The sequence below is a fragment of the Pseudoalteromonas sp. BZB3 genome (assembly GCF_040104455.1).
Lineage (GTDB): Bacteria > Pseudomonadota > Gammaproteobacteria > Enterobacterales > Alteromonadaceae > Pseudoalteromonas.
On the sequence record NZ_JBECOS010000010.1, the window covers coordinates 255,333 to 281,798 of the forward strand.

32 protein-coding genes are annotated in these 26,466 nt (G+C 39.4%); 17 read left to right on the plus strand and 15 right to left on the minus strand.

From position 1 onward, the window contains the following. Positions 1 to 614: 614 nt before the first annotated feature. Together ABMY35_RS11440 and ABMY35_RS11445 are read right to left on the minus strand one after the other, a co-directional pair. On the minus strand, positions 615 to 1,049 hold the full coding sequence (locus ABMY35_RS11440) for a nuclear transport factor 2 family protein (protein ID WP_349286319.1): 435 nt from the start codon (positions 1,047 to 1,049) through the stop codon (positions 615 to 617). Between the two features lie 190 nt (positions 1,050 to 1,239). Then, complete coding sequence (locus tag ABMY35_RS11445; RefSeq protein ID WP_349286320.1) at positions 1,240 to 2,007, minus strand: DUF3667 domain-containing protein; 768 nt, start codon at positions 2,005 to 2,007, stop codon at positions 1,240 to 1,242. Positions 2,008 to 2,160: 153 nt separating this feature from the next. Between ABMY35_RS11445 and ABMY35_RS11450 the strand changes: the two genes are divergently transcribed. After that, positions 2,161 to 2,742, plus strand: a complete 582-nt coding sequence (locus ABMY35_RS11450; protein ID WP_349286321.1) for a hypothetical protein — start codon at positions 2,161 to 2,163, stop codon at positions 2,740 to 2,742. A gap of 107 nt (positions 2,743 to 2,849) precedes the next feature. On the opposite strand, the gene ABMY35_RS11455 is transcribed toward ABMY35_RS11450, so the two are convergent. Then, positions 2,850 to 3,464, minus strand: a complete 615-nt coding sequence (locus ABMY35_RS11455; protein ID WP_349286322.1) for a flavin reductase family protein — start codon at positions 3,462 to 3,464, stop codon at positions 2,850 to 2,852. 147 nt (positions 3,465 to 3,611) lie between these two features. Between ABMY35_RS11455 and ABMY35_RS11460 the strand changes: the two genes are divergently transcribed. From ABMY35_RS11460 to ABMY35_RS11480, 5 genes are all read left to right on the plus strand, one after another. Next, entirely contained in the window at positions 3,612 to 4,535 is a 924-nt protein-coding gene (locus tag ABMY35_RS11460; RefSeq protein ID WP_349286323.1) for a histone deacetylase, read from the plus strand. A gap of 171 nt (positions 4,536 to 4,706) precedes the next feature. Beyond that, the gene (locus ABMY35_RS11465) at positions 4,707 to 5,567 is read left to right on the plus strand and encodes a hypothetical protein (protein ID WP_349286324.1); all 861 of its coding nucleotides are present in this window, start codon (positions 4,707 to 4,709) and stop codon (positions 5,565 to 5,567) included. A gap of 230 nt (positions 5,568 to 5,797) precedes the next feature. Next, entirely contained in the window at positions 5,798 to 6,736 is a 939-nt protein-coding gene (locus ABMY35_RS11470; RefSeq protein WP_349286325.1) for a hypothetical protein, read from the plus strand. An 8-nt stretch (positions 6,737 to 6,744) separates the two neighbouring features. Next, positions 6,745 to 7,362 (plus strand): hypothetical protein, encoded by a 618-nt coding sequence (locus tag ABMY35_RS11475; RefSeq protein WP_349286326.1) that lies wholly within the window; start codon positions 6,745 to 6,747, stop codon positions 7,360 to 7,362. Beyond that, a complete protein-coding gene (locus ABMY35_RS11480; protein WP_349286327.1) occupies positions 7,359 to 8,969 on the plus strand; it encodes an ATP-binding protein in 1,611 nt (536 codons plus the stop codon). The genes ABMY35_RS11475 and ABMY35_RS11480 overlap by 4 nt, the downstream gene beginning before the upstream one ends. Before the next feature lie 433 nt (positions 8,970 to 9,402). On the opposite strand, the gene def is transcribed toward ABMY35_RS11480, so the two are convergent. From def to ABMY35_RS11515, 7 genes are all read right to left on the minus strand, one after another. Beyond that, positions 9,403 to 9,903 (minus strand): peptide deformylase, encoded by a 501-nt coding sequence (def, locus tag ABMY35_RS11485; protein WP_349286328.1) that lies wholly within the window; start codon positions 9,901 to 9,903, stop codon positions 9,403 to 9,405. Between the two features lie 83 nt (positions 9,904 to 9,986). After that, positions 9,987 to 10,178 carry a hypothetical protein gene (locus ABMY35_RS11490; protein ID WP_349286329.1) on the minus strand — a complete coding sequence of 64 codons (192 nt, stop codon included), beginning with the start codon at positions 10,176 to 10,178 and terminating at the stop codon, positions 9,987 to 9,989. Positions 10,179 to 10,268: 90 nt separating this feature from the next. After that, complete coding sequence (locus ABMY35_RS11495) at positions 10,269 to 10,763, minus strand: nuclear transport factor 2 family protein (RefSeq protein WP_349286330.1); 495 nt, start codon at positions 10,761 to 10,763, stop codon at positions 10,269 to 10,271. A gap of 572 nt (positions 10,764 to 11,335) precedes the next feature. Next, positions 11,336 to 11,629: a hypothetical protein gene (locus tag ABMY35_RS11500; RefSeq protein ID WP_349286331.1), complete on the minus strand. Its 294-nt coding sequence runs from the start codon at positions 11,627 to 11,629 to the stop codon at positions 11,336 to 11,338. Between the two features lie 18 nt (positions 11,630 to 11,647). Then, on the minus strand, positions 11,648 to 12,409 hold the full coding sequence (locus ABMY35_RS11505) for a hypothetical protein (protein WP_349286332.1): 762 nt from the start codon (positions 12,407 to 12,409) through the stop codon (positions 11,648 to 11,650). A 185-nt stretch (positions 12,410 to 12,594) separates the two neighbouring features. Continuing rightward, positions 12,595 to 13,203: a glutathione S-transferase gene (locus ABMY35_RS11510; RefSeq protein ID WP_349286333.1), complete on the minus strand. Its 609-nt coding sequence runs from the start codon at positions 13,201 to 13,203 to the stop codon at positions 12,595 to 12,597. Then, positions 13,200 to 13,913, minus strand: coding sequence for a type 1 glutamine amidotransferase domain-containing protein (locus tag ABMY35_RS11515; RefSeq protein ID WP_349286334.1), 714 nt, complete (start codon positions 13,911 to 13,913; stop codon positions 13,200 to 13,202). The genes ABMY35_RS11510 and ABMY35_RS11515 overlap by 4 nt, the downstream gene beginning before the upstream one ends. Before the next feature lie 781 nt (positions 13,914 to 14,694). On the opposite strand from ABMY35_RS11515, the gene ABMY35_RS11520 reads away from it, so the two are divergent. The 5 genes from ABMY35_RS11520 to ABMY35_RS11540 all read left to right on the plus strand — a co-directional run bounded on the left by ABMY35_RS11520 (position 14,695) and on the right by ABMY35_RS11540 (position 19,153). Then, on the plus strand, positions 14,695 to 15,570 hold the full coding sequence (locus ABMY35_RS11520; protein WP_349286335.1) for a LysR family transcriptional regulator: 876 nt from the start codon (positions 14,695 to 14,697) through the stop codon (positions 15,568 to 15,570). Positions 15,571 to 15,633: 63 nt separating this feature from the next. Beyond that, a complete protein-coding gene (locus ABMY35_RS11525) occupies positions 15,634 to 16,350 on the plus strand; it encodes a penicillin-insensitive murein endopeptidase (protein WP_349286336.1) in 717 nt (238 codons plus the stop codon). Between the two features lie 220 nt (positions 16,351 to 16,570). Continuing rightward, positions 16,571 to 17,104: an endonuclease V gene (locus ABMY35_RS11530; protein ID WP_349286337.1), complete on the plus strand. Its 534-nt coding sequence runs from the start codon at positions 16,571 to 16,573 to the stop codon at positions 17,102 to 17,104. Beyond that, positions 17,101 to 17,520 carry a GNAT family N-acetyltransferase gene (locus ABMY35_RS11535; RefSeq protein ID WP_349286338.1) on the plus strand — a complete coding sequence of 140 codons (420 nt, stop codon included), beginning with the start codon at positions 17,101 to 17,103 and terminating at the stop codon, positions 17,518 to 17,520. The genes ABMY35_RS11530 and ABMY35_RS11535 overlap by 4 nt, the downstream gene beginning before the upstream one ends. Positions 17,521 to 17,692: 172 nt before the next feature. Continuing rightward, entirely contained in the window at positions 17,693 to 19,153 is a 1,461-nt protein-coding gene (locus ABMY35_RS11540) for an amidase family protein (protein WP_349286339.1), read from the plus strand. A 197-nt stretch (positions 19,154 to 19,350) separates the two neighbouring features. Here the strand turns inward: ABMY35_RS11540 and ABMY35_RS11545 are convergent, their stop codons facing one another. Then, positions 19,351 to 19,641, minus strand: a complete 291-nt coding sequence (locus tag ABMY35_RS11545) for a hypothetical protein (protein WP_349286340.1) — start codon at positions 19,639 to 19,641, stop codon at positions 19,351 to 19,353. A gap of 65 nt (positions 19,642 to 19,706) precedes the next feature. Then, positions 19,707 to 20,303, minus strand: a complete 597-nt coding sequence (locus ABMY35_RS11550; protein WP_349286341.1) for a LysR substrate-binding domain-containing protein — start codon at positions 20,301 to 20,303, stop codon at positions 19,707 to 19,709. A 201-nt stretch (positions 20,304 to 20,504) separates the two neighbouring features. Here ABMY35_RS11550 and ABMY35_RS11555 point away from each other — a divergent pair, with 201 nt between their 5' ends. Continuing rightward, a complete protein-coding gene (locus ABMY35_RS11555; protein ID WP_349286469.1) occupies positions 20,505 to 21,209 on the plus strand; it encodes an enoyl-CoA hydratase/isomerase family protein in 705 nt (234 codons plus the stop codon). Between the two features lie 80 nt (positions 21,210 to 21,289). Here ABMY35_RS11555 and ABMY35_RS11560 read toward each other — a convergent pair whose 3' ends face one another. After that, positions 21,290 to 21,886, minus strand: a complete 597-nt coding sequence (locus ABMY35_RS11560; protein WP_349286342.1) for an OsmC family protein — start codon at positions 21,884 to 21,886, stop codon at positions 21,290 to 21,292. A gap of 122 nt (positions 21,887 to 22,008) precedes the next feature. Between ABMY35_RS11560 and ABMY35_RS11565 the strand changes: the two genes are divergently transcribed. After that, a complete protein-coding gene (locus tag ABMY35_RS11565) occupies positions 22,009 to 22,488 on the plus strand; it encodes an Lrp/AsnC family transcriptional regulator (protein ID WP_349286343.1) in 480 nt (159 codons plus the stop codon). 19 nt (positions 22,489 to 22,507) lie between these two features. Here ABMY35_RS11565 and ABMY35_RS11570 read toward each other — a convergent pair whose 3' ends face one another. Then, the gene (locus ABMY35_RS11570; RefSeq protein WP_349286344.1) at positions 22,508 to 22,873 is read right to left on the minus strand and encodes a helix-turn-helix domain-containing protein; all 366 of its coding nucleotides are present in this window, start codon (positions 22,871 to 22,873) and stop codon (positions 22,508 to 22,510) included. Positions 22,874 to 22,980: 107 nt separating this feature from the next. Here ABMY35_RS11570 and ABMY35_RS11575 point away from each other — a divergent pair, with 107 nt between their 5' ends. The 3 genes from ABMY35_RS11575 to ABMY35_RS11585 are packed head-to-tail and all read left to right on the plus strand — an operon-like array spanning position 22,981 to position 24,502. Then, on the plus strand, positions 22,981 to 23,562 hold the full coding sequence (locus ABMY35_RS11575; RefSeq protein WP_138481146.1) for an NAD(P)H-dependent oxidoreductase: 582 nt from the start codon (positions 22,981 to 22,983) through the stop codon (positions 23,560 to 23,562). A 21-nt stretch (positions 23,563 to 23,583) separates the two neighbouring features. Further along, complete coding sequence (locus ABMY35_RS11580) at positions 23,584 to 24,126, plus strand: redoxin domain-containing protein (protein ID WP_349286345.1); 543 nt, start codon at positions 23,584 to 23,586, stop codon at positions 24,124 to 24,126. Between the two features lie 4 nt (positions 24,127 to 24,130). After that, positions 24,131 to 24,502: a hypothetical protein gene (locus ABMY35_RS11585; protein ID WP_349286346.1), complete on the plus strand. Its 372-nt coding sequence runs from the start codon at positions 24,131 to 24,133 to the stop codon at positions 24,500 to 24,502. An 85-nt stretch (positions 24,503 to 24,587) separates the two neighbouring features. Here ABMY35_RS11585 and ABMY35_RS11590 read toward each other — a convergent pair whose 3' ends face one another. Further along, positions 24,588 to 25,199: a TetR/AcrR family transcriptional regulator gene (locus ABMY35_RS11590; protein WP_138481152.1), complete on the minus strand. Its 612-nt coding sequence runs from the start codon at positions 25,197 to 25,199 to the stop codon at positions 24,588 to 24,590. Between the two features lie 171 nt (positions 25,200 to 25,370). Between ABMY35_RS11590 and ABMY35_RS11595 the strand changes: the two genes are divergently transcribed. Next, complete coding sequence (locus tag ABMY35_RS11595; RefSeq protein ID WP_349286347.1) at positions 25,371 to 26,465, plus strand: efflux RND transporter periplasmic adaptor subunit; 1,095 nt, start codon at positions 25,371 to 25,373, stop codon at positions 26,463 to 26,465. Position 26,466: the final 1 nt, after the last annotated feature.

A 26,466-nucleotide genomic window follows, 5' to 3' on the forward strand; every position in this document is an offset into this window, starting at 1 on the left:
TAACTTCAAGACATTCGAAGTGGTACGCATACTTTGCGCCTGCGAACTGAAAAATCATACGCATTCTGAAGGCAGTACTCTCCATGAATTCGATTTCTTGTTAACTCACAATATACCATTGCAAGGCAGCATTGCATTTTTTTGGCAATTTCAGAGATTGAAACTTCAGTTCCGGAAGGAAAGAAATCTGGTGTGTTTTGCATAGTTCAAATGCTGATAACTTTTGGTGGCATTGCTTGTTTTTATAGCGAGAAGATCGAAGCACTTATGACAATTGGTTTAATCTACTATACCTTTCTATTAGTATCGCTCTTATTATCTGAAATCAGGTGTCACTAACCCGATAATTTGAACCAAATTACAGTATCAATATACTTGAACCGCAGGAGGTAATATACTTTTATATGAATTGTAACTCTGCCGTTTATTGGCACGAAGAAAAAACCAGTTTTGTCGTCATGAATAAGATTTAGAACATAAGTATTAAAAGCAGGCACCTTCATTATAGGTTATCAATTCATAAATATTCATGACTGTTAGACATCTGGATTAAGGAGGTGCTGTTTTATTGTCTTTTAGTGGCACAACTTCAACACTTGGCAATACACAGTTTGCTATTTCAAAAACAAGACTCGCTTTATCAAACCATCTTCAACTTCGTAGGTAGCAATCGCTTTAAACTTGTTTTCGTGTTCTTTGCCTTGGTACATGAACTTTGCGGTTACTTCTTCAGTATCGACAACAAAACGACCTTGAATTTCGCGGTTTGTGATTGCAGCATTTAAATAGCTTAATCTGCTGAACATCAGCTCATATTCCTCTTTAAGCTTATCAATACCTTTGTATTTAAGACCTTCTGGAAAATAGTGTATTTCTACATCTTTGTGATAGGTTGCTAAAAACGCGTCAATGTCGCGGGCGTTATAGGCTTTGAGCTGTATATCGACAATTTCTGTGACACTGTTTGCTGTTTCTGAAGAGGTTGAAGCCGCGAAAGCTGACGTTGAAAGCAACATCGCCACATAAAAAATTATATTTATTAATTTCATCGATTCTAGTTCCTTTAAAAGTTCGTATAATACTTCCGAGCGATTAAACTGCTATTTTATAAAAGAAAATATTCAGGCACAGTTACAAATCTCAATACAGGGCTTTACCTTAGTAATACGCAAATTGGCACTATACCAACCTAGATACTAACATAACAAACCAAAGCGGCACGCCTTAAATTACCCAAAATTAAAACAAAGTAATGATCGAAGTGATCATGAAGGCTGCCAAGTAAGCGGAAAAAAACAAACTCAAGAAGATCCATGGTACGAAGATGATTCCTTTTAACCAACTCCAGCCATAAAAAACTTTTGCAGACTGGTAAAATACGGTTAAGCCAATAGCACTTTCTACCAGTCTTCTATACTCAGAAAAATAATCTAAGCTAAAGGCCTTAAAAACTGCTACCATCACAATGCCATACAAACAATAGAGTGTGCTGGTATATAACAGCATAATTAAAGTTGAAATATAGTTATAACCCGATTTATAAAAAGAAAATCTGATCACTAAGGCCGCGAATGGTAAAGCGCCAAGGTAAATTAAAATGCGATGATTTATATAAACCTCTTGCCAAACCTTTACGAATTCACTGATACCAGAATGCTGTTGATTCACTGCATGTTCATTTAGAGCAGCGATACCCCCTGTCAAAGCTAATAGTGCAAGGTAAAGGCCAATAATCACAAAACATAGTCTCAACGGATTGACGTACTGCTTACGTTTTCCTGAAACATATAGCTTTGCGACATGTCCAGGTCGAATCAATAAGTCTCTGAATGTTTTGAAAATACGCGTATCAGTGTTGGTCAACGTATCAATAAAAGTATTAATAAAAAAACCAACTGTGAGTCCTCCTTCAATATGCTTCTGTCCGCAATGAGAGCAATACATACCCGAAATAGGGGTACTGCAATTCATACACTTAGATGCTGTTGCTGTATTTTGAGCTGTCATTTTTCTTATCTTTTCCTTTGAGAGCGTCAATTACTTTTGAAGTATATATGTATATTGCAGCAATGACATTTGTCATGCAACGTCGTGACAAACCTCACTGATAAACACCCTACCTACTAGACATACTTACTCCATCAACAGACGGAGATTGCCATGAACACCATTAACCTAGAAACACATTTACAAAACTATAAAAACCGCCGCTTTTTGGCTGTACCACTGGCTGGCATGATTGTGTGGAGCTTGCTGATTTTTACCGGTATGACTTTGTCGTTACATATGCAAACTTGGGCGATTTATATTGGTACAGGTTCAATTGTATATTTGGGTTTAGGTCTCGCAAAGTTAACCGGTGAAGACGTACAGTTTAAAAAAGGCGCTGAGCGTAACCCATTCGATACCATCTTTTTAGCCGCGGTTGCGATGACATTTTTGACCTTTTCAATCAGTATTACCTTTGCAATGCAAAATCCTTACGCCCTGCCATTTGCGATTGCTGTACAGTCGGGTTTAATGTGGTTAGTACATGGTGCAATTTGTAAGATTAAGGTCTGTGTGGCGCACGCAGTTGTTAGAACCGTTTTATGCACCGTCGCTTTTATCATCAGTCCTGAGAACAGCTTTGTATTACAACCGAGCATTGTGGTGCTGTGTTACTTATTTACCATCTTGGTCCTTGAAAAGAGATGGGCAAACTTGAAAGTACAAAAAGCATTAAAACCGCGAGCCGCTTAACTAACTTCTCCCCCATAAAAGTTCCTCCCAACAAAAAAGCGCAGTGTGATGCTGCGCTTGTTTTTTTGATAACCAATTCAATCGACGTTATTTAGATTAATCTTTGATTATTTCGGTCTTGTCATCGCAAAAGGCGCTGTAATACCCGAATACTCCCCTCCACCTAAACGCGCCAGCGGAGCGATTTTATCGGCATGAATTTTTAAACGTTGCTTGGCATCCAACTCAATTACTTCATCGTTCACATATAAAGTTTTCACCTTTACAAATACCAACGATTGCGGTGCTTCGCCCATTTGTTGCACCTCATATAACTCACAACCATAAGCGATATGGCAGCTTTTAATGCGAGGTAGACCATAGCCTGCGAACTCCACCAGCTCAATGTCGTTGGCGGCGATTTCAGACTCGCCATGCTCGAGAGTTGCAGCGGTGGCTGTGACTAAATCAGCGTCTTGCTCTGAGGCAATGTGAATAACGCACTGTTTGGTATTAATCACATTTTTAACTGTGTCTTTAATCTCGCCTGTTGGCTTTTTGCCAGCCGAAAACATCATCAGAGGCGGCGCACTCGACACCGCTGTGAAATAAGAAAATGGCGCAAGATTGTAGCTTTGCTCGCCTGAGTCAGTTAACACCCAAGCAATAGGACGCGGAATAATGCTTTGCGTCATTAAGTGATAGATTTGATTGCCAGAAAAGTCAGAGAAATTCAGTTCCATTTATCTTTGCCACTTTGAAAAATAAGGCCAACATGATTGCATAAACCAAGGTGTAAAAAAACCTGTAGGTACAGATAATAATCTCAACTATTACCTTATACGTATATCAGTTAAAATTATCGCAATTTAAACTAAGTATCGTCTTTAATGCTCTCAAATCATAGCCCGCTCAACACCCGTTTACCGCTTGTTTATCATCCAAATTACTCGTTTAGTTTTGATCCTAAACACCGCTTTGTGATGAGTAAATTCGCTAATTTATATAATGAAGTAAAAAGCATGGGCTTAATTGGCGAGAACTTAGTTCAACCAGAACTTGGCTCGCCTACGCCACTCGAGTTAGTTCATTGCGAAGACTATGTTTGGGATCTGTGGCGTAACCAACTCGATGTCAAAGCGATGCGTCGGATTGGTTTACCGTGGTCTGAACAACTAATGGCGCGTACTTTTACTGCACCACTTGGCACATTAAAGACCGCAGAACTAGCTCTTGAACATGGCATAGCCTGCCACCTTGCCGGTGGCACCCATCACGCCCATTATGATTTTGGCTCTGGATATTGCATGGTGAATGACCTTGCGTTTACATCGACAACACTTATTCAGCAAGGTAAGGTAAATAATGTACTGATTTTTGATTTAGACGTGCACCAAGGTGATGGCACCGCTGCTATGTTAACACACAACCCTTATGTGTTTACCTGCTCAATTCATTGTGAAAAAAACTTCCCATTTAGAAAGTACGACAGTGATTTAGATGTCGGTCTCGAAAACCATTTAGAAGACACTGCGTATTTGCATATTGTGCGAGAAACCTTAACGGGCTTAATTGAAGATCTGAACCCCGATTTAGTATTGTACGATGCAGGCGTTGATGTGTGGGAGCAAGATACTCTCGGAAAGCTCAATATTTCATGGCAAGGATTAGAAAAACGCGATGCCTTAGTGCTTAAAACCTGCAAAAATAAGGGGGTGCCAGTAGCCACTGTGATCGGCGGCGGTTACGACAAAGATCATTTAAGGTTGGCAAAGCGCCATGCGATTGTAGTGAAACAAGCTGCGATATTATAGAAAGGTGTTAAAAAAACTTAAAACCTGTTAAGTGCGCAAAAGTCTAGATATTATAGTCATATCTCGTTAGTGCAAATACACCACATGGTATTTTTAGCGTGTTTTAAAAGCGCTTTATCAGTTATCGTATTTATTGACTATAATTGATGAAATTAAGCTTAAGTGGTGTTTATGAAGTATTTACTATCATTGTTTATCTTCTTGTTGATGTCATTTATCGCCAAGGCTGATAAGGTCACATTGCTGAGTGATGATATAAAGGATCTTGAGCTGTTTTACAAAGATGGCCGAAACGATATTGCCAGTGACTCTTACCGCTTATTATTTAAACATTTAGAGAACGTTCAATTTGAGCTAAAAATCGCCCCTATAGCCCGTATTGATTCTTTGCTCAAGCAAGACAAAACCATCTGTGCGGTAAACCGCATCAAAACCGAAGGGCGCCTACTTTACAACCTCTATTCTTATCCTGTGCACTTGTATCCCAGTCATCGTCTTTATTACTTTAAAGACCTCACACCTCTGCTAGAAAATATGTTAACTGAAAGCGGCGAGTTGGCTAGTTTAAATAGACTTTTTAATCACTACTCGATGGCGAGTCTTGCGATTGAAACTGGCAGGTCTTATGGAAAAGAATTAGATAAGCAAATACAACAGTTAAAAAATGAAAACATATTCGCTCGTGCAGGCAGTGATGCATATGATGCCATGATCAAGTTATTTGAGCGACATCGCATCGATTTCTTAATTGCGTACCCCACTATTTTTAAACAATATTATCCTAAAGATGATACTGATATTGCTTCAGTTACCATTAGTAATCACCCCATGTTTATTGCCGGACATATCGCCTGTAGTAGTACGCCAAGATCTAAAAAAATAATATCAGAGATAAATAAAACCCTACTCAAGCTTTATCCCACAGAGCCTTATTTATCTTTGCATTTAGATCATGTGCCAAACACTGATCAAAGCTTATTAACACGCAGGATCAGCGACTTGTTTTTGAAATTAAAACAACTTAGTAAATAAATTTCCCATATAAGGCTTACCTAGGTTTATACACACATTGATTGCGAAAAAATAAAGTTTGCGATAAAGACTAAATGAAAATGCAGGTATGCTTGCAGAAGATTTTTAAAATAAAAAATGACTGTTTAACAAAAAATCTAAATAGGTTTAGCTGTGCAGATTTTTAAAAACCAATAAATTTGCATATTCGACTATGCTTAAATTATATTCGCTTGAAAAGAAGCTAGACTATGGACAAAATTATTTTATCCGTGCTTCTGTGTATAGCCAGCTTTTGCACATATGCGCAATCAAACGCTCGATTTTCTTTCGATTTAGCCACCCGTATGGTTTATAACCATAACCTCGACAATGTTGGGTCCATGACCCCCTTAGGTTTTGACTACCATAACGTGATCAGCGGTCAGTCTGGAGATATTGGTACGTTAATAATGCAGCTTTACGCTACAAAAATAGATAATCTCAGCCCTCACCCAGGGTTTTTCTCAGACGAAAACGATATCGAAATTGTCACCCGTATTTTTAATTTCAATTACACAGGCCTAGGGCGTGATTTGCCGAATATAAAAGTGGGTCATTTAGAGCTCCCTTATGGCTCTGAATACCGCATTGATACCAACGGCACACTCAAACAGTACAACCACGGTGTTAATTTAGGTCCAAAAGCTGATTGGGGGCTAAGTTTCAATAAACAGTATGAAGGCTATGAATATGAATTTGCATTAACAACTGGTGGCGGCCAAGACTTTACCAATCAAAACAACTCTTTTGTATTCACAGGGTATTTAGGTGTCCCCTCTCACCAAAACTTTCAATATGGCGTGTCTCTTAATAAAAGCAAAATTAATTTACTAGAGCGCCAGAGCATAGCTGTCGATATTGCTTATTATTATCAACTATGGGGAATGCTAATTGAACTACAGTCAGGAGAACGCCAACAACAGCATTATTCGCAAGCCTTCTTAGAACTTAATAGAACCAACCCGAGCAATACGTTAGAGCTTTACACGCAAATTCGATATCAAGAGAGTAAAAAAGTTACTCGGCAAGATTTCATCATAGGCACAGACTATGCAATTACACCTAGAATCAGTGTAAGTGCTCAATTCACACGTTTATTAAAGCAGCATAACAGCCAATTCATGGCGCAGTTCAGGTGGCGCTTTTAGGAGAAGGTATGCGTATTCTTATATTTATGATTTTATTGCTATCAAGTCCATACCTTTGGGCCGAAGCATACTGTGGCTTAAGAGATCCAGTTGCAATGATCAGTAAACTATATCCGAATTATCAAAGCTACCGCTCGATTGTGAGGACCATAGATGCTCGAACTCGTATCAAAGTGTCTGAGCAATTACCGGGCATGCCCTTACATTTTGGCGAATTAGGAAGACATACCTTATATGTCATTGAAGCAAAAGGAATGACCCAAGGTTTTGTGCACGTGCGTTCTGAGCAAACTCGATGGGGGTTAGTCGAAATCGCATGGGCCATAGACCTGGAAATGAAAATAATTGATTTCCAATTTCAGCGATGCAGACATAGTGATAGAAAGTATTTAGAAACATCTATTGCTAAAAGTGTATTCCAAGGCAAGTCTTTAAACGGCTTAATGCTGCTGTATGATTTTAACAATAACAGGCCAAGCACTGCTTATTATGAACAAGTAAAGCATCAAGGAGATCTCAGTGACAGTGTCCTAAAATGCGCGATGAAGACTCTGTTAGTCACACAAATTGTTTGGCAGAAAGAATTAGATTCTATTAATCAATCTCTAGTAAACGAGGTGCCATGAAAATAGCAGTTCAAAGCCAAATGTTAGTTATGAGCTGCTTTATTATCAGCCTGCTATCTTTTTGTGTGTTGGGTTTACAATTTTATCAGAGCTCACAAACACAAACTGAGCTAAGCCAAATAGAGATAGAAAAAGGTCAAATCAATCACTTAGAGAGTATGTTAGGCCAATGGCTCACTACAGTAGATTTATTTTTTAACAACCGTCAAAGCTACTTGGTTATGGGAATTGAGCGTCAAGGCATACAAATAAAGGAGAAGCTAAAAAATTTAGAATTCAGTCAAACACATATTGCTAAGCCTTTGACTCAATTAAAAAACCATATGAATAGTGCACTACCCTTAGTAAATCAAGCAGCAATTGTTGGTCCAGAAGAAACGGAAGGATGGCTCTCTTTACTAGAAGAAATTGACAGCAAAACCATTCGTCTCATTCAAGAATATGAGTCTCTTAAACAGCAAATCAAAGTACTCTCAGACAGAAAACGAGATGATTTTGAGGCACAAAAACAACAATTAGTTTTTAGCTTTATTACGGTAACCGTATTTACAGTAGCTATCTTGACCTTACTCGGCATTTGGAATAGTAGAAGGATAATCCAACCTCTGAAACTTCTTTCTAGTCTGTCAGACAATGCAGCCCCTTCTCTATCCTTTGATAATGCCCCCTTAGAGATCAAAACAATTTCGCAAAAACTCACTAGCTCTTTTTATAATTTGGCAAAAGAGAAGAGACAAGCTGAATTAGCAAACCAAAAGATTGAACAACAAAACCTTCAATTACAAGACACCATAGTACGACTTGAAGAAACACGGGTACAGTTAGTTGAAAATGAGAAATTGGCTTCAATAGGTCAGTTAGCTGCCGGCGTTGCCCATGAAATTAACAACCCTATCGGTTATGTAATGTCTAATCTAGAGACCTTAGAAGACTATATTAGTGATATGAAGGCATTTATTGAGCATGCAAATGAGCTTAAAAATAAGATGCCACAATTAAATGTATATTCAGAACAATATGATATCGACTACATTCTCAATGATTTGCCAGAGCTACTCGATAGCTCTCATTCGGGATTAAAACGAGTAAAAACCATAGTCAAAGATTTACGGGCCTTTAGCCATGATATGCCCAATCATATTGAAGAAATAGTCGTAAAAGAGCTAATAGAACAAGCGACCAATTTAGTACGTCCAAGTTTGCCGAGCAATGTGTCAATTCACTTAAACTTAAACTTAAACTTAAACACAGAGCAAACATTAAATGGGTCAGCCACCAAACTTGCACAAGTTTTAGTGAACCTAATGCTCAATGCCGCTGATGCTATTACAAAGCAAGGCACCATTAACGTTACATTATTATCTGAAAATAGCATTATCAAAATTCTAATTGAAGATGATGGCTGTGGTATGGATGATGAAACTCAAAACAACATATTCAATCCGTTTTTTACCACTAAACCTGTTGGCAAAGGAACCGGTCTAGGCTTACATATTTGCCTGACAATTATTAAAAGCCATGGCGGCGACATATCAGTTTCGAGTGAAATTGACAAAGGCACGTGTTTTACAATCAGTTTACCAGTCTTGAGAAATAATGATTACTAACAAGGCATTATGTCTTCTTGCCAAAGGTCAGCCACAAAATCGATAAAAGCGCGCACAACAGGCGATTGAAAACTTCTTGATAAGTACACCACCAAAATTGATTATTCTCTGTTTTAAAATCTTGCGAAAGTGGCATGAGCTTGATCTCTGTAATTGATACCGCTGAGTTTCCTACTTAGATTTTCCCGGGTGATAAGCTAATATCGTAGCAGTGCAGAGCAACTTATTACTGATGAACAAGTTAACAGCCGTATTTCAGCCAGCGATTATGCCGTCGCATTCGAAATGTAAATTGGAAAAACTACACGCACCAACAAAATAATGGGTGTAGCTTACTAAGAAGAAAGCCTTGATGTTCAAACAACATCTAGGCTTCAGATATTCAAGATTACTCGCTTAACAGGCTATATAATCGCAAGTTTACTCAAAGCTGTTAAGCCGCTTTAATCGCTTTCTTTACTTTTTTCATTGCCATTTTTTGCTTTAAAGGCGACAAGTAATCAATAAATAACTTACCTTTTAGATGGTCAATTTCGTGTTGTAGCACGATCGCTAAAAAGTCATCACTCTCAACAACAACTTCTTCCCCCGTTCGATCTAAGCCCTTTACTTGAACAGAGGCAAAACGCTCTATATCAGCATAATATCCTGGGACAGACAAACAGCCTTCTTGCCCCATTTTTCTGTTAGATCCCCCCAGCACTTCTGGATTAATCAGAATTAACGGTTCGTTTCTTCCCTCAGAAATGTCTATGATGATGATGGCTTCTTTACGGCCAACTTGAGTCGCCGCCAGACCAATACCATCGTCGGTGTCGTACATAGTATCCAGCATGTCATCAATCAAAGTTTGTACACACTCAACGTCAGTTACTTTCTCTGCAACTACTTTTAACTTTTCATTTGGAGTTTTTAGAATTTCTAAAACAGCCATTTTACCTCTATATTTTTGTTATGGAACGTCTCAATCAGGCTCAATCTGTTATGTACCGAATTTACTAAGCTTGATTCTTACTATTATAACTCTTTATTTTTTATTGTTTTAACTGTACGTTCCAACTCTTCGACTCTTTTTTCTAGCGCTTCAATTTTTGCATTTGAGCCTTTCATCGACTTCAAGTCTTCAATTATCTTTTGCGGTTCAAACATGTAATTTATAATGAACATGAAGACCACAAGACCCAACATAAATGAAACTAGGTCCCACATACCGTTTCCTTATTAGTTTTATCAAATTATTATTTAAGCCCACACTTTATCTAGCCGTACTTTTCAATTAATGACAAGCCTTAATTGAAGCTAGAACATCGTATTATTATTTTTGGAAGTTTCGGGTACTCGTTGGCTTACCCCCCAATGCTCTGCAAATTTGCCATTTTCCATGCGAAACACATGCATAACTGCTGAGCCAAGTGAATCAGGAGTGCGTTTTACATGAAGATGCAACCAAACTAAATCGCCCTCTGATGCGGCACGCTTTACTGACATTGATAACTGCGGAAATTTTTTATATCGCTTAGCAAAAATGGCTAATAATGCTTCTCGACCATCTTGCACATGGGGCGAGTGTTGAATATAGTTTTCAACAATGCAATCTGCTTTCAAAATTTCAAGGCGTTTAGCGGGCTTGAGATCATTTCGGTTCTCAAGTATCTCCATACAATATAAAGCTTTATCTAAATTATTTTGCTCTTGCTCTGTTCGAGTCACTTCCGTTGCGAGTGCACTAGTAGCAAAAGTGCTCGAAAAAAAAGTACATACAAATAAAGTAAAAATTAATTTTAAGACTGTCATTTAAGCTCCCTTTAATAAATCAACTACTATTGGTTTATGGCTCAGCAATACCTTTAGATATAAAAATGAGACTGCTAATCTAATCATGACCGCCAGCAAAATGCCCGGTCCAGCCTGCCTCTGTTGAAACTCAAAAACGTCCACGCAAGAACACACATTGAAATCGCATACTTATGCTTATTGCCTTTCTTAACTCTGAATGCTCAGCATTTCTACAAACCCGCAACAGTATAACTAAACCCAAAAACAGTATTGCCATTCTTCGACCGAAAAAAGTGCAGAGTTGCTTTGTTCAATACCACATAAACTAAAGAGGTGTTCATGGTAAAGTAAAGATGCAGCAAACAAAGAACATGCTATTGAAGCTGTAAAAGTACTAATTTTTGAAGCTAAATATAATTGTCCTTATCTAAATAACTTGACTGTTGATGTAGATAAATAAGCCATATCAATAGTACCTATATTTATACTTCAGGATAGTCTAATAAACAACCACTTAAATGCTCACAAATCGCTTTGTCAGCACATCTTTGTGCATGATGTCGAAATTCAAAAAGATAAAAATGACCTCATTAAAAGTAGCCTTCATTAAAGTCGATAGCCTGGTCACTGTAACCTGGAAAGTAAAACCGCCAGCCTTGTTGTTGTTTTTCGTCTAGTCGTATTTTCAGTAATTTAACACTTAAACAATAAGCTTGAAGTGCGTCGACACCATATGCAAATTCATCGATATTCAGAGCTTGAATGCGCACCTTACAGCGAAAATCGCCTCCGGGTAAAGGGTCAAGTTCAGGAGCGCGGACTTCAATATTCAGTTTAATTCTCTCGCCCGAAGCGTTAATGGCATCATATTCAGCGTTTATCATTATTAATCCAATCTCAATTTAATTTGCTTTTATCTTCTCTTTAACACCTTCCATGACTTTAATGTCGTTGCCTTCATGAATCTCAAAAGCAATACTTGGAGAATCCGGCGTATGATCCATAAATACATAGCACAGGTACTGCTCCTTGCCTTTTTCAAACATAAAAGAATAACCTCCGCCACTGCCTTCCATGTTCATTTCTCCGGCCCCAAGCACTAAAGAAGGTGCATCTTTTTGCGTTTTATCTGGCGCCCACAATACCAGCCTGTAACTGCCATCATCGAGTTCATCAATTCGCAAAATTCTGTTTTTAGTTTTACCGGCCAGTATTGATTTTTTGTAGCCTTGGAGGCTAGCGTGTACTTTTTGTTTAGAGCGGTTGATTAACTCCTTTTTCATCACTGCCTCTGTTGCTGATTGGTGATTTATAGCTGATATAAACCCTGAAGCATCAATCCAAACAACGCCATGTGACAGCATGATGCCTCTCCACCCCATATGACTCCAGTCTTTTTCAGTATCTGAGTTAATAATTAAGTTTATAAGTGCGTCATCAAAAACTTCTTTGTATCGTTTGATAAATTCAGCTTCGTTTTTGATTGCTGGGATCGGGTGTTCTCTATTAAGGGGATAAGCGACCAACTTAGAGATTGCTTCAACATCGTTTTGTTGAAAAGCTTTTTTTACAACTTGAGTTTGTGCTTGCAGCGCTTTATCTAGCGTAAGTGCATTAAAACTAAGGGTAAGAAAGGCGAGAAAAACCGCTTTTAGGGCATTCATAAAGTAATTCAATCCATTCATTGATTAATAACGGTTTATGCACCGTCAAAGTACCTATTATAACAACAGACACCCATTACTTATTGTCACTACTTAGAATGAATAAATGCTGAAGCAGTCCACTCAAATAAAAACGTGCGAGACAAACAATGTAACGCACGCTTTAAAAATTAACTGACTGCGATTTAACCGAATGAACGCGCTTTCAAATACGCTTCACGACTTTGTACGTTTGTCAGATAACGGGCAATATTTTCGCGGCCTTCTAGCAAGTTTAGACTACCTGCAATTTCAAGTGTAACTGTCATCATGATGTCGGCTGCTGAGAACTCATCACCAGCAAAGTAGACTTGCTGAGCAAGTACCGAATCTATGTATGAAAAGTCTAGATTTAGTTCTTTGGCAATATACCCGTCCATCGGGTTTGTGCCACTGCGCTCTTCCATTTGCATCAGCAAGCTTGTGATCACAGGTAAGCCCAAAGAGCCTTCTGCAAAGTGCGACCACTCTACATATTGATAGTAGGCCTTGCTGCCTTTTTCTGGGCGTAAACGCTGTTCTGTGTCTTGGTCAAGAATGTATTCCATAATTGCACCTGACTCACAGATCACTATGTCATTGTGCTCAATGATCGGCGCTTTATTTAATGGATGTACTTTACCTAGACTTGCGGGCGCTAAACGCGTTGCCGCATCGCGTTCGTGTTTCTCAATTTCATATGCCATACCTAACTCTTCTAGCAGCCATAACACGCGGGTTGAACGCGATTGATTAAGATGATGTACTTTAATCATAAATCATTCCTTATTTTACAGATGTTGCTAGCCAATGACTCAGCTAACAATTTCACCAAAAACTCACCTACCGCATGGGCACTTGCTGGGTTTTGACCTGTCACTAAACGGTCGTCTTGAATGACAAACTCATTCCAAGGTTGCACCTTGCTATATTGAGCCGCTTTTCGCGTTAACGCTTCTTCTAATAAGAAAGGAATATCATTGATGGTGCCAAAGTCGACTTCTTCTTCTCGGGTAAATGCAGTGACTTCTTTATCAGCAATTAATAATTCGCCATTGCTGAGTGTAATTGGCAATAATGCAGCTGGGCCGTGGCACACTGCCGCAATGATCCCACCCGCTTCATAATGCTTGGCTGCCATTGCTGCGACTTCTTCATTGCTTGCTAAATCTGACAGTAAACCAAAGCCACCTGGGTAGAAAATAGCATCATAGTCGTCTACGTTGACCTGAGAGATAGGCACGGTATTGTTGATCTGCGTTTGGAATGACGCGTCACCTAATACCTTATTATTTACCTCGTCACCCTCAATATCGGTGCCATAAAGTGGCGCTTTACCACCTTGAATAGAGACAATATCAAACCCAATGTTATTCGCATTTAATACATCAACAACATGCGTTAGCTCTGGTGCATAGGTACCATTAGCTTGATCTGTACTGCCTAGTGTTGCGTGATTAGTGACTGGAATAAGTACTTTTTTCATGATGATTACCTTAACTCAGTGTTGTCATAAAGTTGTTTGATGCTTTTGTGCAAACTGCTAAAAAGACGATATGGATACTGTATATTGTTCCCCAGCAAATGATAATTAGCTAAATCTGTGAAACTCTTTTGCCATTTAGCAACAACCAATACAAGTAATTGATTCAAGCTAATAAGATACGGCGCTGCCCACAGGAAGATCGCTTTTCTATTTCTTTCTTTAAAAACCTAAAATTGATTTAATCCGTTTCATGCAAACCTATTGCTTAGCCTTTAAACAACTACTTAAAGTTGTTTATGTTAAAGTAGTAGGTGGTGCTTTAGAAAAAGCTAACACAATATCTAAAGCACAGATACAATGAGTGATATAATAGAAAAAGTTGAAGCGCAGGAGTAATGATGGAGCTAGTTATAACAGGTTTATTAATTATGTTAACTAGTGGATTCATTATAAGTATTACATATGGTTTTTGCCCGAGGTTGATGCAAACATCAGTTATAATTCCCACATTTAAAGGACATAAAGGTGTTCGTTACTTTATGATTGCCGTTTTCATTATGGGCTTATTCAGAGTTTTGACCATTTTTTTGATTTGAGCTGAGCATCATAAGTGGATATTAAGCTCTAAAGGAGCATCAATTGCTTCATCTTCTAACAGCCACTTATGTTTGTATTAAAAAATGAGATGCCTAGCCTTTCCACTGCACTAGCAAATACAAAGCTGACGATAAGTGATTGTTAAATAACACCTGCAAATATTTACGAAATAGGCAAAGTAGTGATGGACAGTTTTGAAGGTATTTTTGAGTTTCTGGCTGTTTCCGAAAGCGGTGGCTTTTCAGCGGCTGCAAAAAAGTTAAACTGCTCCACCAGCCATGTCAGCCGACAAGTTTCTCGCTTAGAAGAACGCTTAGGCTCGCGTCTTTTAGCACGTACCACACGCCAAATTAGCCTTACTGAAAATGGCGAGTTTTACTACCAACAGTGCAAGCAACTCGTCACTGGCTTACAACAAGCCAACGAACAATTAAGCCAGCAGCAATATCAGTTATCTGGCACGCTTAGAGTCAGTGCTGCAGGTGGGTTTGCCGAAAGTTACATCGCCCCTGCTCTGATGGAATTTGCCAAACAGCACCCCGAGCTCAATATTGAAATAGACTTCAATTCTCGACTGGTTAATTTTGTTGAAGACGGTATCGACTTTGCTATTCGCTATGGCGAATTGAATGATTCAAACCTCATCGCCCGTAAGTTAATTAGCCGCTCTATGATGGTGGTTGCCAACCCTGAATATCTCAAAACCTATGGCATACCAAACCATCCCAACCAACTAAAAAGCCATCGCTGTATTATCGCCAATAACGACCAATGGGCGTTTAATATCAACGGTACCAAACAAAGTGTGAAAGTCACTGGTAACTGGCGCAGCAATAACGCCAATGTGGTACGCGAAGCCTGCGAGCAAGGTCTGGGTATCGCCTATATGCCCGAAAGCACCTTCACAGAATCAATCGAACAGCAAAAGCTGGTACCGCTTTTAGACTCATATTGCATTAAAGGCGCAACCAGCTGGATTGTTTATCAGAACAAGCAATTTATGCCGCTCAGGGCACGCCTAGCCATAGACTTTTTATTGGAGCGGTTTGCAAAGTGGTAAATTAAAACTGCATTCAGATTAGGTGTTTAGACTATTAGTACGTTTTCAAACAACGACATACAAATGGATTTATACACTCTCTTTTTAACCGCTTTACATAAACTCAAAACGCTATCAGTATGCTCTATTTTTCTCTTGAGCACCTTTTCGCCTTTGGCCAGTTCAAGCGTTTGCTATGGCACGACATCAAACGGTAGTTTACAAAATGGTGTTCAGCTACCAAAAGCAGGCAGTAACTTTGTTGGTTATAGTGAAATAGCAAGATTAGCTGGGCGCACATACGTGCACTCAAAAGTCAAAGATATCATCCTTGATGCTTATTCTCGTTTAGAAAAATCCGAACCTGACAAAGTATTTAAGTATGCAGAAACAGGCTTTGTTGACGGTGGAAAGTTTCGACCTCATAAAACACATCAAAATGGTTTATCTGTAGATTTCATGACTCCCGTATTAAATGAGAATGGTAAATCAGTTCACCTTCCTACCCACCCTTTTAACAAATTTGGTTATAACATTGAATTTGGTAATGAAGGTAAATTTGATGAGTATCAAATAGATTATGTCGCGTTTTCTGCACATCTAGTTGCATTACACAAGTCGTCAAAAAAACATGGCGTAGACTTATGGCGAGTTATTTTTGATCCAAATTTACAGCCCAATTTGTTCAAAACCAAATATGGGAATTACCTTAAAACACACATACAGTTTTCAACAAAACGCTCATGGGTAAGACATGATGAGCACTATCATGTGGATTTTGCAGTGCCTTGTGAGGAATAAAAGCCTAGCGTTGCTTCTCTAGGCTCTTCCTTAACCGCTAGAATGATTCATCTTATGAACGGGTGATGGGAGGATTTACTTAAGTATGTGACTCCATAACATCATAAGCATAGCTCTTTTAAACCATTACCTTTGAACCTAAAGCATATATTCCTGCTATTGATTCTTGAAATTGCTCAGAGGTATACCTATTTAAAAGCTTTAAATGTAGGATACCTTCATGATCGTCGCCATTGATGTGCAATACACTAACGATAAAGCATTTGTTGCTTGTGTGGCCTTTGAAAATTGGCATGCGGAGTCTCCACTCAAGGAATACACAACAGTTGTAAACCATGTCGAAGAGTACGAACCAGGCGCTTTTTACAAAAGAGAGTTGCCTTGTATCCTAAAAGTGCTGTCTGACCATGCTCTTAAACCAGATACCATTGTTGTTGACGGGTATGTTTATTTAGATGCTAATCAAAAGCCCGGTTTAGGTAAACATGTGTTTGATGCCCTTCGTGGTGAATCGTCTGTTGTAGGAGTTGCGAAAAAAACCTTTTCAGATATTGGTGATGAACATGCGATATATCGAGGAGAAAGTAATAAACCCCTCTATGTGACCAGCACTGACTCAACACAAGTCGCAAAACAGCATATTTTACATATGCATGGTAAACACCGAATTCCAACGTTATTGAAACGTGCTGATCAACTATGTCGTGAGTTTGCCAAAAGTAGCCAGAATTTTAGCGAAGAGTTTAATATATGAATAAAGCCATTTTCAGACTTGCAGTAATTGATGATGCAGAAGAGATAAACTCTGTATCAACACATCTAGGGTATCAAAGATTATCTGAAAATCAGGCCTCAGAAAAGTTGCTGTCACTACTGAATTCTGAAGCTGATCAGATTTTTGTCGCCGAACTAAAAGGTAAAATAATCGGTTGGATACATCTATTTTATGCACGCCGACTAGCATCAAATGACTTTTATGAAATTGGTGGATTGGTCGTAAATCCTGAGTATAGAGGTCAGGGCATTGGTAAAAACTTAGTTAAGTTTGCGACATCTCAAGTCACTGAGGTAGTTCGTGTTCGGTGCAATGAAACTCGACTAGAAAGCCATCTATTTTATGAACAGCAAGGCTTTAAAAGTACTAAGTCTCAGCGTGTATTTGTAAAATAAAAACTCGGCTTAACGCAAAACAGTAGCTAAAAACCTATTACTTAGCTTTTACTGTTATCCAAAGTTATTTACAAAATATATTGGTCTAATACATTTATTAAATTTTCTAGAACAATTGCAGTTTAAAAATCCATCAGATACCATCGAATAAATACCTAAAAGGAATACATTCATGATAAAAAACTGCATGGTCGTGCTGTCTTTATTAATTTCAACCTCAGCGCTATCACAACCAAAAGACTTTTCTGAGCTGACAATAAACCAGCTTCATCAAGGGGTAAAAGCAGGTCAGTTTACTTTTGCCGAAGTTACCCAGTATTACTTAAGCAACATACAAAAACATAACCCTCAACTAAACGCAGTGATAACTGTCAATCCCGACGCCTACCAGCAAGCTTTGAGCAAAGACAAACACTACAAAGAAAATGGAAAACAAGGCATTTTATTTGGTGTACCCGTTTTACTAAAAGACAACATAGATACCAAGTTAATGGCAACCACTGCCGGGGCGCTCGCGTTGCGAAATCATTACCCAAGCAAAAATGCACCTATTGTTGAGATGTTGCTTTCAGAAGGCGCAATCATTTTAGGAAAAGCAAATTTAAGTGAATGGGCAAACTTTAAATCTTCACCTAGCTCGAGTGGTTATAGCCATGTCGGTGGTCAAGTAAAGAATCCTTACGACCTAACTATGACTCCTTGCGGCTCTAGCTCTGGCTCTGCTGTGGCAGTATCTAGTAACCTAGCATTAGTCAGTATTGGTACAGAAACCGATGGTTCAATTCACTGCCCAAGCGCGCTCAATGGCGTTGTTGGTTTTAAGCCGAGTATTCATCATATTTCCCAAACAGGGATCATCCCGATTGCGCATTCTCAAGATACAGCAGGCCCTATTACAAGAACCGTGACTGATGCTGAGCTTACTTATTTAGCAATCTCGGAGTATGCTCACAAAGAGTCACCTTCAACTAATTCATTGCAGGGTAAACGCATTGGAGTTATTCCAGGCATAAACCAGTTTAATCAAGCTTATAAAGCTGAATTTGAAGACACCTTAAAACGCTTGGGTTCAGCGGGTGCAACTATCGTTAACGATATCCAGTTCAACCATATGGATAAAATATTTCCAGCTGAATTTGATGTACTGTTGTACGAGTTTAATCATGGCGTCACTGCTTATTTAGCAAATACTGGCGATGGTGTCAGTGTTAAATCACTGCCTGAACTAATTGAATACAACAAAAAATTGAACGATCAAAAACAAGAGCTCTTACTTGCCTCACTTCAAGCAAATGACGAAGCTAAATACAAACAAGCTGTCGCTGCGATAAACAAATACGCTAAGCAACAATTAAAGGAAATATTTAAACAACATAAACTCGATGCCATTATTGCACCGAGTGTTGGCTCTGCATGGAAAATAGATCCGATCAATGGAGACAAATTTACAGGTAGCAGCTCAACACTTGCCGCCGTAACTGGCTCACCAAGCATCACTATCCCTATGGGGTTAAAAGACGGGATGCCGTTTGCTGTAAGTATTATTGGTGACTTAGACCAAGATATGAAAGTGCTTGAAATCGCAAAGCTGCTTGAGCAATTAACTCAGGGGCGAGTCGCACCTAAGCTATAAAATGGAAAAGCATAGTGCTAAGCAAGAATCTTAAAGATTTTTTTAAATTAACTGATCTTTTCTAATAGCAGCTGCGTTTAACATATTGAAGGGTCGAAACGGTGTTGCATTCACCAATAACTAGTCCTTGCATTTAGTAAACCCCTTCACCATTCGCAGAAATTAAGCGCACTACCCTACAGTGCGCTTTTTCTGTTTTAAAGCTCATCAAAACCATACATTTTATTAAAGCCTGGAATTTTACTTGCCCAAACCGGTGTTGGCGCTCCAACAATATCAGTGAGTATGTCTAAAAATAGCTGAGTTTTTAATGCCAAATCTCTATGTGGATAAACAGCAAAGAAGTTACCGTAATTACTGAGCTCTATACCTGTCATTATTGGGGTAAGTTCACCGTTTTTAACTTCGTCCCCGAGCATTTGCGCGGTTGCAGCTGTCAGCATACGACCATTCAAAGCTGTTTTAATCAGTAACTCGGCTTCATTCACTTTATAAGCCGTATTCAAATGAAGAAACGCTTGCTTACCGCTTTCATCTATATACTTGATTTTGTCTATGACGAAGCCGGGGCACAATAAACCACTGCAGGTAGTTGCTCTAATTCTGCAATGCTTTTTGGCTCACCGAATTTTGCTAAGTACGCGGGAGAAGACAGCAACAGTAAGCGATTTCTTGCAATTTTTCTAGCGATCAGATTTGACTCTAAAGGCTCTCCCATCCGAATACCCAAATCAAACCCTTCACCGATCACATCAACTAGCCTGTCTTCAAGCAAAAGCTCAATCGTGACATCAGGATATTTCTCTTGGTAAATTGTTACGGCTTGCTGAACATATTGGCGTCCAAACAAGGTTGGGCTGGCTATTTTTAACTCCCCTCTTGGCTCGGTATGATAATTCTGTGCTAAACGTTTCGAGTCACTTAATACAGTGCGATGTTGCTTCGCTTGATTTAGCATCTCAACCCCTGCAGCGGTAAAAGAAATAGCCCTTGTTGAGCGATTTAATAGGTATACCTCAAGCTCTTCTTCAAGCTTCGTTATTTGCTTTGAAATCGCGGAACGATTGACATTACGGTATTCCGCGACTTTAGCAAAACTGCCCAACTCAGACACTTCCAACAGGAATAATAATCGACTTGCCAGATCCATAACCCACCCAATTGGTTCCTAATTGGAATCACTATAATTCAATTTGGCTTTTTTTTAGATAACAAATTAAACCTTAAAGTGTGCTCAACAACACGGCAAATTGCCACTTAATACACGTAAAAGAGTCATCTCATGTCTAAACTCGCAATTACAAAACAAGCTGGTGTCGCAACTGTTTTAATTTAGAATCCGACAATCAATATATTAACCAGTGATTTAATAAACGAAATCAATGCATTCATGCTGTCTTTAAAAGATGACAGAGATACCAAAGTGGTGGTTTTTACGTCTTTTCATGACACTTTTTTTATCGCTCATTTAGATTTACATGTCATTAATGGCACGCAAGGTGGCCAAACGGCATCAATCGAATTTAATCATATGATTGAAAACATCAAAGCGATGAAGCAGTTGTCTATTGCAGTAGTTGATGGCGTGGCTAGAGGAGGTGGCAATGAGTTTGTAATGGCTTGTGACTTGGCCTATGGCACTGAAAGTGCGGCATTTGCGCAACCAGAGCTTTACATTAACATACCTACAGGTGGTCAAGGTGCGGTTCAATTCGCAAGGCGTTTAGGTAAAGGCAAAGCACTGCAAGCGTTACTCACAGGTGCTGATTTTACTGCTCAACAAGCGGAAACGCTGAATATCATTACTCAATTTGTACCAAAGTGTGATCTCGATGAATTTTTAGCACCTTTACTCGCACTAGTTAGTCACTGGGAGTTGCGAGATATTGCCATGAATGCGGGTGCAGAATTAGAATTGAGATACTTTTTAGACCGCGCCAAAGAACAAAAAACGCAAACTATCATCAAAGCATTTTTAAAACATGATGGCCAAACTGAACGCGAAGCACATAACATTCAAGGGATCTTTCAAGATACAGCGGCAGAATTAAGTTAGTAAATGCATAGAGGCTAATCGAGGTTAGCCTCTTAATTCACTAGCCTATTCATTGGCTGATGTTCTGTCGTAAATCAAGATTATTCACCTGAACGACTGATCGCTTCTTTACCGTTATAAACTAAGCGTGTCGACCAAGGAATAGGATTTCGAAGCGCAAAGTGTGCCATACAGCCATTTTCAGCTTCATCCAATAGATCTTTGATTTTCTCTTCAGGCTCTGGGCTTTCGATGAGCACATGAGTCTCGACTACATCACAGCCGCCATCTGTCATGTAACCATGCTCACGCATGTGTCCCAAGTTTGTACGAAATACAATGCGCTGCTCTAACTTTAAGCTATCTACCTGAATTTTTCGTGCCGTCAAAATATCGGTTAAATGTGTCATCAAGCAAAAACCAATGCCTGCCGAGAAAAATGCCAGTGGCGGCGGCGCAGTATCTTCACCTACAGGAGGTTGTTCGTCACAATATAATTTCACTGGGCTAAAGCCCGGAATATTCACCGAAACCACACCGGTTTTACTTTGCATATTGCCTGCTTCTGCACTTAAGTTGACTTCAAAGCGGTACGGCTCTGGGTGCTTTGCTTTAGCAAATTTTGAAGGTTGGTATTGAGTTGTTGCGGGTTGCTCAGGGCTTCTCTCACCTACGTGATAAAACTTTTGTTCTGTCATGATGCTCTCTTTAAACGTGTTTTTGTTTAAAAATAGCTTATGCCATTTTGTCTGCAGGGTGCCGTCAAAATAGCCTAAAATTGAATCTAGTTTGATGTTATCCTTTATCTTAAAGGTAAAATATGACGGAAACCACCATGCTTGAGAAGCAAGACAAAAAAATACTTTCACAGCTACAGAGTAACGGCCGCATGTCTATGGTTGATTTGGCCAAAGAAACCCATATGTCTGAATCGACTTGTTTACGTCGCACCAAAACGCTTGAAGAGAAAGGCGTCATTAAAGGTTACAGTGCCGTACTCGATGCCGAAGAAGCAGGGTTTGGAGTATTAGCCTTTGTGCAGGTGAGCATTGACCAGAAAAATGAAGCGGCATTTGATAAATTCAAACTGGCTGTGATTGAGCACCCACTTATTTTAGAATGCTATTCGCTCTCTGGTGCCTATGACCACTTAATGAAAGTCGTTGCGCGTTCAAATAAAGAACTTTCTCGTTTTATACTCAAAGAATTAAGAAGTTTTCCTGAAATTAAAGAAGCACAAACCTTATTTGTGTTAGATCAGGTTAAACACACCACTGCCTTGCCTGTAGAGTTGGATTAAGGTGTCGCCTTTTTGCATGTTAGCTCAATTCAATATCATGCGATTCTGACCACTGTCGCAATGCTTCTAAAATACTCAAGGCTGAGCGCCCGAACTCTGTGAGCTCATAGGTCACAGCAACAGGGCGTTCACTGATTACTTTGCGCAACACCATGCCTTCTTGCTCTAACTCTTTAAGTCTTTGGTCGACCATTTTCTTGGTGGCGCCGCCTAACATACGTGACAAATCATTGAATCTCACTGGCTCATCTTTTAAGTGATAAATAATCGAGCCCTTCCACTTACCACCAATTAAACGCATGCCTTTTTCTATAGCACAGGGTTCAGTACAGGCATCTAAAACTTTTTTTCGCCCTTTACTATCTGTTTCTACTCGACTTTTCATTTTTTGACGCTCATTTTTAATAGGTTACTAAAAGTATACTAATTGATTAAGGTTGATAGGTTTCTAAAATATACCACAAGTTAATTGCAAACACACTGGAGCAAAACATGAGCAATATTTTAATCATCAATGGTCATCAGTATTACCCGTTCTCTGAAGGTAAGTTAAACGCAACCTTGGTAGACAAAGCTGTCAGCATTTTTCAAAGCAAGGGTCATTCAACTCGCGTTGTGACGATGCAAGACAACATCGACGTCGAAAAAGAGCTTGAAAACCACCAATGGGCTGACTATGTATTCTTACAAACACCGGTCAATTGGATGGGCGTAACTTGGTCTTTCAAAAAGTATATGGATGAAGTTTACACAGCAGGTATGGGCGGTGCACTGTGCTTAGGTGACGGTCGAAATGAACAAGCACCTAAAGCCAACTATGGCAAAGGCGGTACAATGACAGGCACTAAATACATGCTTTCACTGACATTTAATGCACCTGAAGAATCATTTAACGACACTAATGACTTTTTTGAAGGTAAGTCAGTTGATGACTTAATGTTCCCTATGCATATGAATTTTAAGTTTTTTGATATGCAACCTATGGCCACATTTGCCTGCTTTGATGTGATGAAAAACGCCGATATTGAGAACGATTTAAAACGCTTTGAAGCACATTTAAACGCACATTTTTAAAATTCACTCTAGGATAATAAAATGAACTCAGATTACACGACTAAACTTCATGCGGGCGCTGTTTTTCCTGACACCACTGCCACTTTACGAAGTGGTGAGTCAGTCAATCTTGCAAAGCCAAAGACTGGTTTTGATTGGAAACTTGTGCTGGTGTATCGTGGTAAGCATTGCCCTTTATGTACTCGCTATCTCAACCAGCTAGAGCAGTTTAAAGGCGCCCTAACCGACATTGGCGTCGACATCATTGCCGTCTCTGGCGACAGTAAAGCGCAGCTAGAGGCACACCGTGAGCAATTAGAGATAAGCTATGACATAAGTTATGGCTTGAGTATTGAGCAAATGAAAACGCTTGGCTTATACATCTCAGATCCGCGCTCAGAACAAGAAACTGATCACCCATTTGCTGAGCCTGGCTTGTTCGTAATAAACGCTGAAGGTCATATTCAGGTGGTCGATATTTCAAACAATCCATTTGTGCGTCCTGAACTTCAAGCACTTGTAAATGGCTTAGCATGGATCAGAAACCCAGACAATAACTACCCTATTCGTGGTATGCACAGGTAAGTTTATGTTTAATAAATTAACCGGATTTTGCTTTCTTTGTTTATTGTTGGTGTTCAATGTACAAACCAAGCCTGTTTATGAACATGCGCATCTTGCTTCACCTGAGCACTACAGCGTGTTGCTTGAAAACGAACAGGTACTGGTACTCAAAATGGTACTTAAACCCGGTGAGAGTGACCGTTTTCATAAGCACAATGCCGAAACTGTGTATTTTCAACAAGGTGGCCATGCTGTTATAAAAACTGAAAAAGCTTCACTCAACATAGATATCCCTGATGGCCACACTATGTGGCACGATCAATGGGTACATCAAGTGAGTAATGTTGGCGACACCGAAATTATTGCGATTATTGTGGAGTCAAAGCAGACTAACTAAGATGTGATTTTAGGCAACAAATTGAATACCATAACAAAAACGCCTTTTAGTATATTAACTAAAAGGTGTTTTAATATTTGTTAGCTTAAACTTCGTAGTAGGCCAAGAAGAAGTCGATGGTATCTTCAGCCAATTTAGTGATCTCTTGCTCAGTCAATGACTCTGCTTGATGCAAAATTTGCGGCCAAAATGCTTGGCCTTTTAATAAGCTCACCAACTGCTCATGCGCTAAACGTGGCTCAGCCTCTTTGATTTTTCCATCCTGCATGGCCGACTTTAACCATCGGATTGTTGTCGTTTCTTGTTCGAAAAACTCACCAATGTTATCGACAAATTTGTCTGGGTTGAATAAACACACCCCCATCGCAACGCGAATAAGTTCATGCATCTTTTTGTCATTCATGAACTGAATTTCTTTCACCACCAGCTCATGAAGTTGCGCTTTTACAGGGGTCGTGGCATCGTAAGGAAAGTCGTGGTTTACGAAGTTTTGACTCCAAATATCTTTAATTATTTCTGTAACTAAAGTCTCTTTATTTTGGAAGTGATTGTACACGGTACGCTTCGACACGCCAGCAGTTTCGGCCACTTTATCCATGCTGGTATCACTTACACCATATTTTTGAAACGCCTCTACTGCGCCATTCACTATGGCTTCACGCTTAAGCTCACTACGTGTTTTTTTAACTTCGCTCATAACTCACTCTCAGATATCTGACTAGGTTATTTTTACACTAATTAGTTTACTTTTCAATTTTCACCAGTAAACTACACCGTATAGTTTACTTGCTAGACTGCCAAGTTCGTTTAATATTCCAGCAGCAGCAAGTCAAAAAATTAATTTCACTTTTTGGCGAGCCTATACAGTATGAAACTTAATGCTTTAGTTAATTTAACAACCCTCAAGGTCACGACTGCATTTATTATGACAATCGCTATGTCGTCTGCCCTCACCGCTTGCGCGCCTGCCAACGAGCAGCAAACAGAAACGCAAGTTGTTCAAACAGTAAAACTTTCACCTGTTATAACCAACGCGAAGCAATATACCCGAACTTTTCCTGCTGAAGTTGCGGCAGTAAAAACCATAGATTTAAGTTTTGAAGTGTCAGGCCGTCTTATCAATACCAAGCTGCAAACCGGATCTGTGGCGAATGAAGGTGAGATTTTGGCGAAAATCGACCCAACGCTTTTCAAACAAAGAGTACAAGAAGCACAAACGCGATTGAATCAAGCCGCAAGAGATTTAAAACGTATTGAAGCGACAGCTAAAAATGGTTTGGCCTCACAAAGTCAATTAGACAATGCGAAAACGAACTTTGAATTAGCTGAAATAGCCCTGAGTAAAGCCGAGCAAGACTTGAGTTACACTACGCTTTCGGCGCCATTTAATGCACAAGTATCTGAACGCTTTGTTGAAAACGGTAACTATGTAAAAGCTGGCGACATCATCGCCAAATTGCAAGATGTTTCACTATTTTACTTCAACGTGAATGTGCCTGAGCGCCTGCTTAGTAGCTACCAACAAGGTAGTTTACTCAAAACTGAAGCCCATATTATTTCTACTCCAGAAAAGAAGTATGAACTTACTTACATAGAGCATGCCACACAGCCTGATCCCATCACACAAACATACAAAGTCGTATTTGCTGCACAAGTCAGCGACAACAGTTTAACACCCGGTGCTCGCGCCATTGTTAAAGTCAGTCTCGAAGACAATGCAAACGATGATGTGATGTTAGTACCTTTCAATGCATTACAAGGTAGTAACGCTGACGGCTTTCATGTTTGGGCATACGACAAAGCCAATTCAACCGTGCAAAAACGCAACGTCGAGGTACTTAAAATTGATAACAATATGGCTGCCATTGCTCAAGGTTTAAGTAGAGATGATTTAGTGGTTGCAGCCGGCGCACCGAAAATGCGTGAAGGTTTAGCAGTAAAACCGTATAAAGCGGAGCTATAAC

Bases quoted from the DNA above. Each gene is read 5' to 3' on its own strand.
- ABMY35_RS11440 (WP_349286319.1), bottom strand. From the start codon at position 1,049: ATGAAATTAATAAATATAATTTTTTATGTGGCGATGTTGCTTTCAACG.
- ABMY35_RS11445 (WP_349286320.1), bottom strand. From the start codon at position 2,007: ATGACAGCTCAAAATACAGCAACAGCATCTAAGTGTATGAATTGCAGT.
- ABMY35_RS11450 (WP_349286321.1), top strand. From the start codon at position 2,161: ATGAACACCATTAACCTAGAAACACATTTACAAAACTATAAAAACCGC.
- ABMY35_RS11455 (WP_349286322.1), bottom strand. From the start codon at position 3,464: ATGGAACTGAATTTCTCTGACTTTTCTGGCAATCAAATCTATCACTTA.
- ABMY35_RS11460 (WP_349286323.1), top strand. From the start codon at position 3,612: ATGCTCTCAAATCATAGCCCGCTCAACACCCGTTTACCGCTTGTTTAT.
- ABMY35_RS11465 (WP_349286324.1), top strand. From the start codon at position 4,707: ATGAAGTATTTACTATCATTGTTTATCTTCTTGTTGATGTCATTTATC.
- ABMY35_RS11470 (WP_349286325.1), top strand. From the start codon at position 5,798: ATGGACAAAATTATTTTATCCGTGCTTCTGTGTATAGCCAGCTTTTGC.
- ABMY35_RS11475 (WP_349286326.1), top strand. From the start codon at position 6,745: ATGCGTATTCTTATATTTATGATTTTATTGCTATCAAGTCCATACCTT.
- ABMY35_RS11480 (WP_349286327.1), top strand. From the start codon at position 7,359: ATGAAAATAGCAGTTCAAAGCCAAATGTTAGTTATGAGCTGCTTTATT.
- def (WP_349286328.1), bottom strand. From the start codon at position 9,903: ATGGCTGTTTTAGAAATTCTAAAAACTCCAAATGAAAAGTTAAAAGTA.
- ABMY35_RS11490 (WP_349286329.1), bottom strand. From the start codon at position 10,178: ATGTGGGACCTAGTTTCATTTATGTTGGGTCTTGTGGTCTTCATGTTC.
- ABMY35_RS11495 (WP_349286330.1), bottom strand. From the start codon at position 10,763: ATGACAGTCTTAAAATTAATTTTTACTTTATTTGTATGTACTTTTTTT.
- ABMY35_RS11500 (WP_349286331.1), bottom strand. From the start codon at position 11,629: ATGATAAACGCTGAATATGATGCCATTAACGCTTCGGGCGAGAGAATT.
- ABMY35_RS11505 (WP_349286332.1), bottom strand. From the start codon at position 12,409: ATGAATGCCCTAAAAGCGGTTTTTCTCGCCTTTCTTACCCTTAGTTTT.
- ABMY35_RS11510 (WP_349286333.1), bottom strand. From the start codon at position 13,203: ATGATTAAAGTACATCATCTTAATCAATCGCGTTCAACCCGCGTGTTA.
- ABMY35_RS11515 (WP_349286334.1), bottom strand. From the start codon at position 13,913: ATGAAAAAAGTACTTATTCCAGTCACTAATCACGCAACACTAGGCAGT.
- ABMY35_RS11520 (WP_349286335.1), top strand. From the start codon at position 14,695: ATGGACAGTTTTGAAGGTATTTTTGAGTTTCTGGCTGTTTCCGAAAGC.
- ABMY35_RS11525 (WP_349286336.1), top strand. From the start codon at position 15,634: ATGGATTTATACACTCTCTTTTTAACCGCTTTACATAAACTCAAAACG.
- ABMY35_RS11530 (WP_349286337.1), top strand. From the start codon at position 16,571: ATGATCGTCGCCATTGATGTGCAATACACTAACGATAAAGCATTTGTT.
- ABMY35_RS11535 (WP_349286338.1), top strand. From the start codon at position 17,101: ATGAATAAAGCCATTTTCAGACTTGCAGTAATTGATGATGCAGAAGAG.
- ABMY35_RS11540 (WP_349286339.1), top strand. From the start codon at position 17,693: ATGATAAAAAACTGCATGGTCGTGCTGTCTTTATTAATTTCAACCTCA.
- ABMY35_RS11550 (WP_349286341.1), bottom strand. From the start codon at position 20,303: ATGGATCTGGCAAGTCGATTATTATTCCTGTTGGAAGTGTCTGAGTTG.
- ABMY35_RS11560 (WP_349286342.1), bottom strand. From the start codon at position 21,886: ATGACAGAACAAAAGTTTTATCACGTAGGTGAGAGAAGCCCTGAGCAA.
- ABMY35_RS11565 (WP_349286343.1), top strand. From the start codon at position 22,009: ATGACGGAAACCACCATGCTTGAGAAGCAAGACAAAAAAATACTTTCA.
- ABMY35_RS11570 (WP_349286344.1), bottom strand. From the start codon at position 22,873: ATGAAAAGTCGAGTAGAAACAGATAGTAAAGGGCGAAAAAAAGTTTTA.
- ABMY35_RS11575 (WP_138481146.1), top strand. From the start codon at position 22,981: ATGAGCAATATTTTAATCATCAATGGTCATCAGTATTACCCGTTCTCT.
- ABMY35_RS11580 (WP_349286345.1), top strand. From the start codon at position 23,584: ATGAACTCAGATTACACGACTAAACTTCATGCGGGCGCTGTTTTTCCT.
- ABMY35_RS11585 (WP_349286346.1), top strand. From the start codon at position 24,131: ATGTTTAATAAATTAACCGGATTTTGCTTTCTTTGTTTATTGTTGGTG.
- ABMY35_RS11590 (WP_138481152.1), bottom strand. From the start codon at position 25,199: ATGAGCGAAGTTAAAAAAACACGTAGTGAGCTTAAGCGTGAAGCCATA.
- ABMY35_RS11595 (WP_349286347.1), top strand. From the start codon at position 25,371: ATGAAACTTAATGCTTTAGTTAATTTAACAACCCTCAAGGTCACGACT.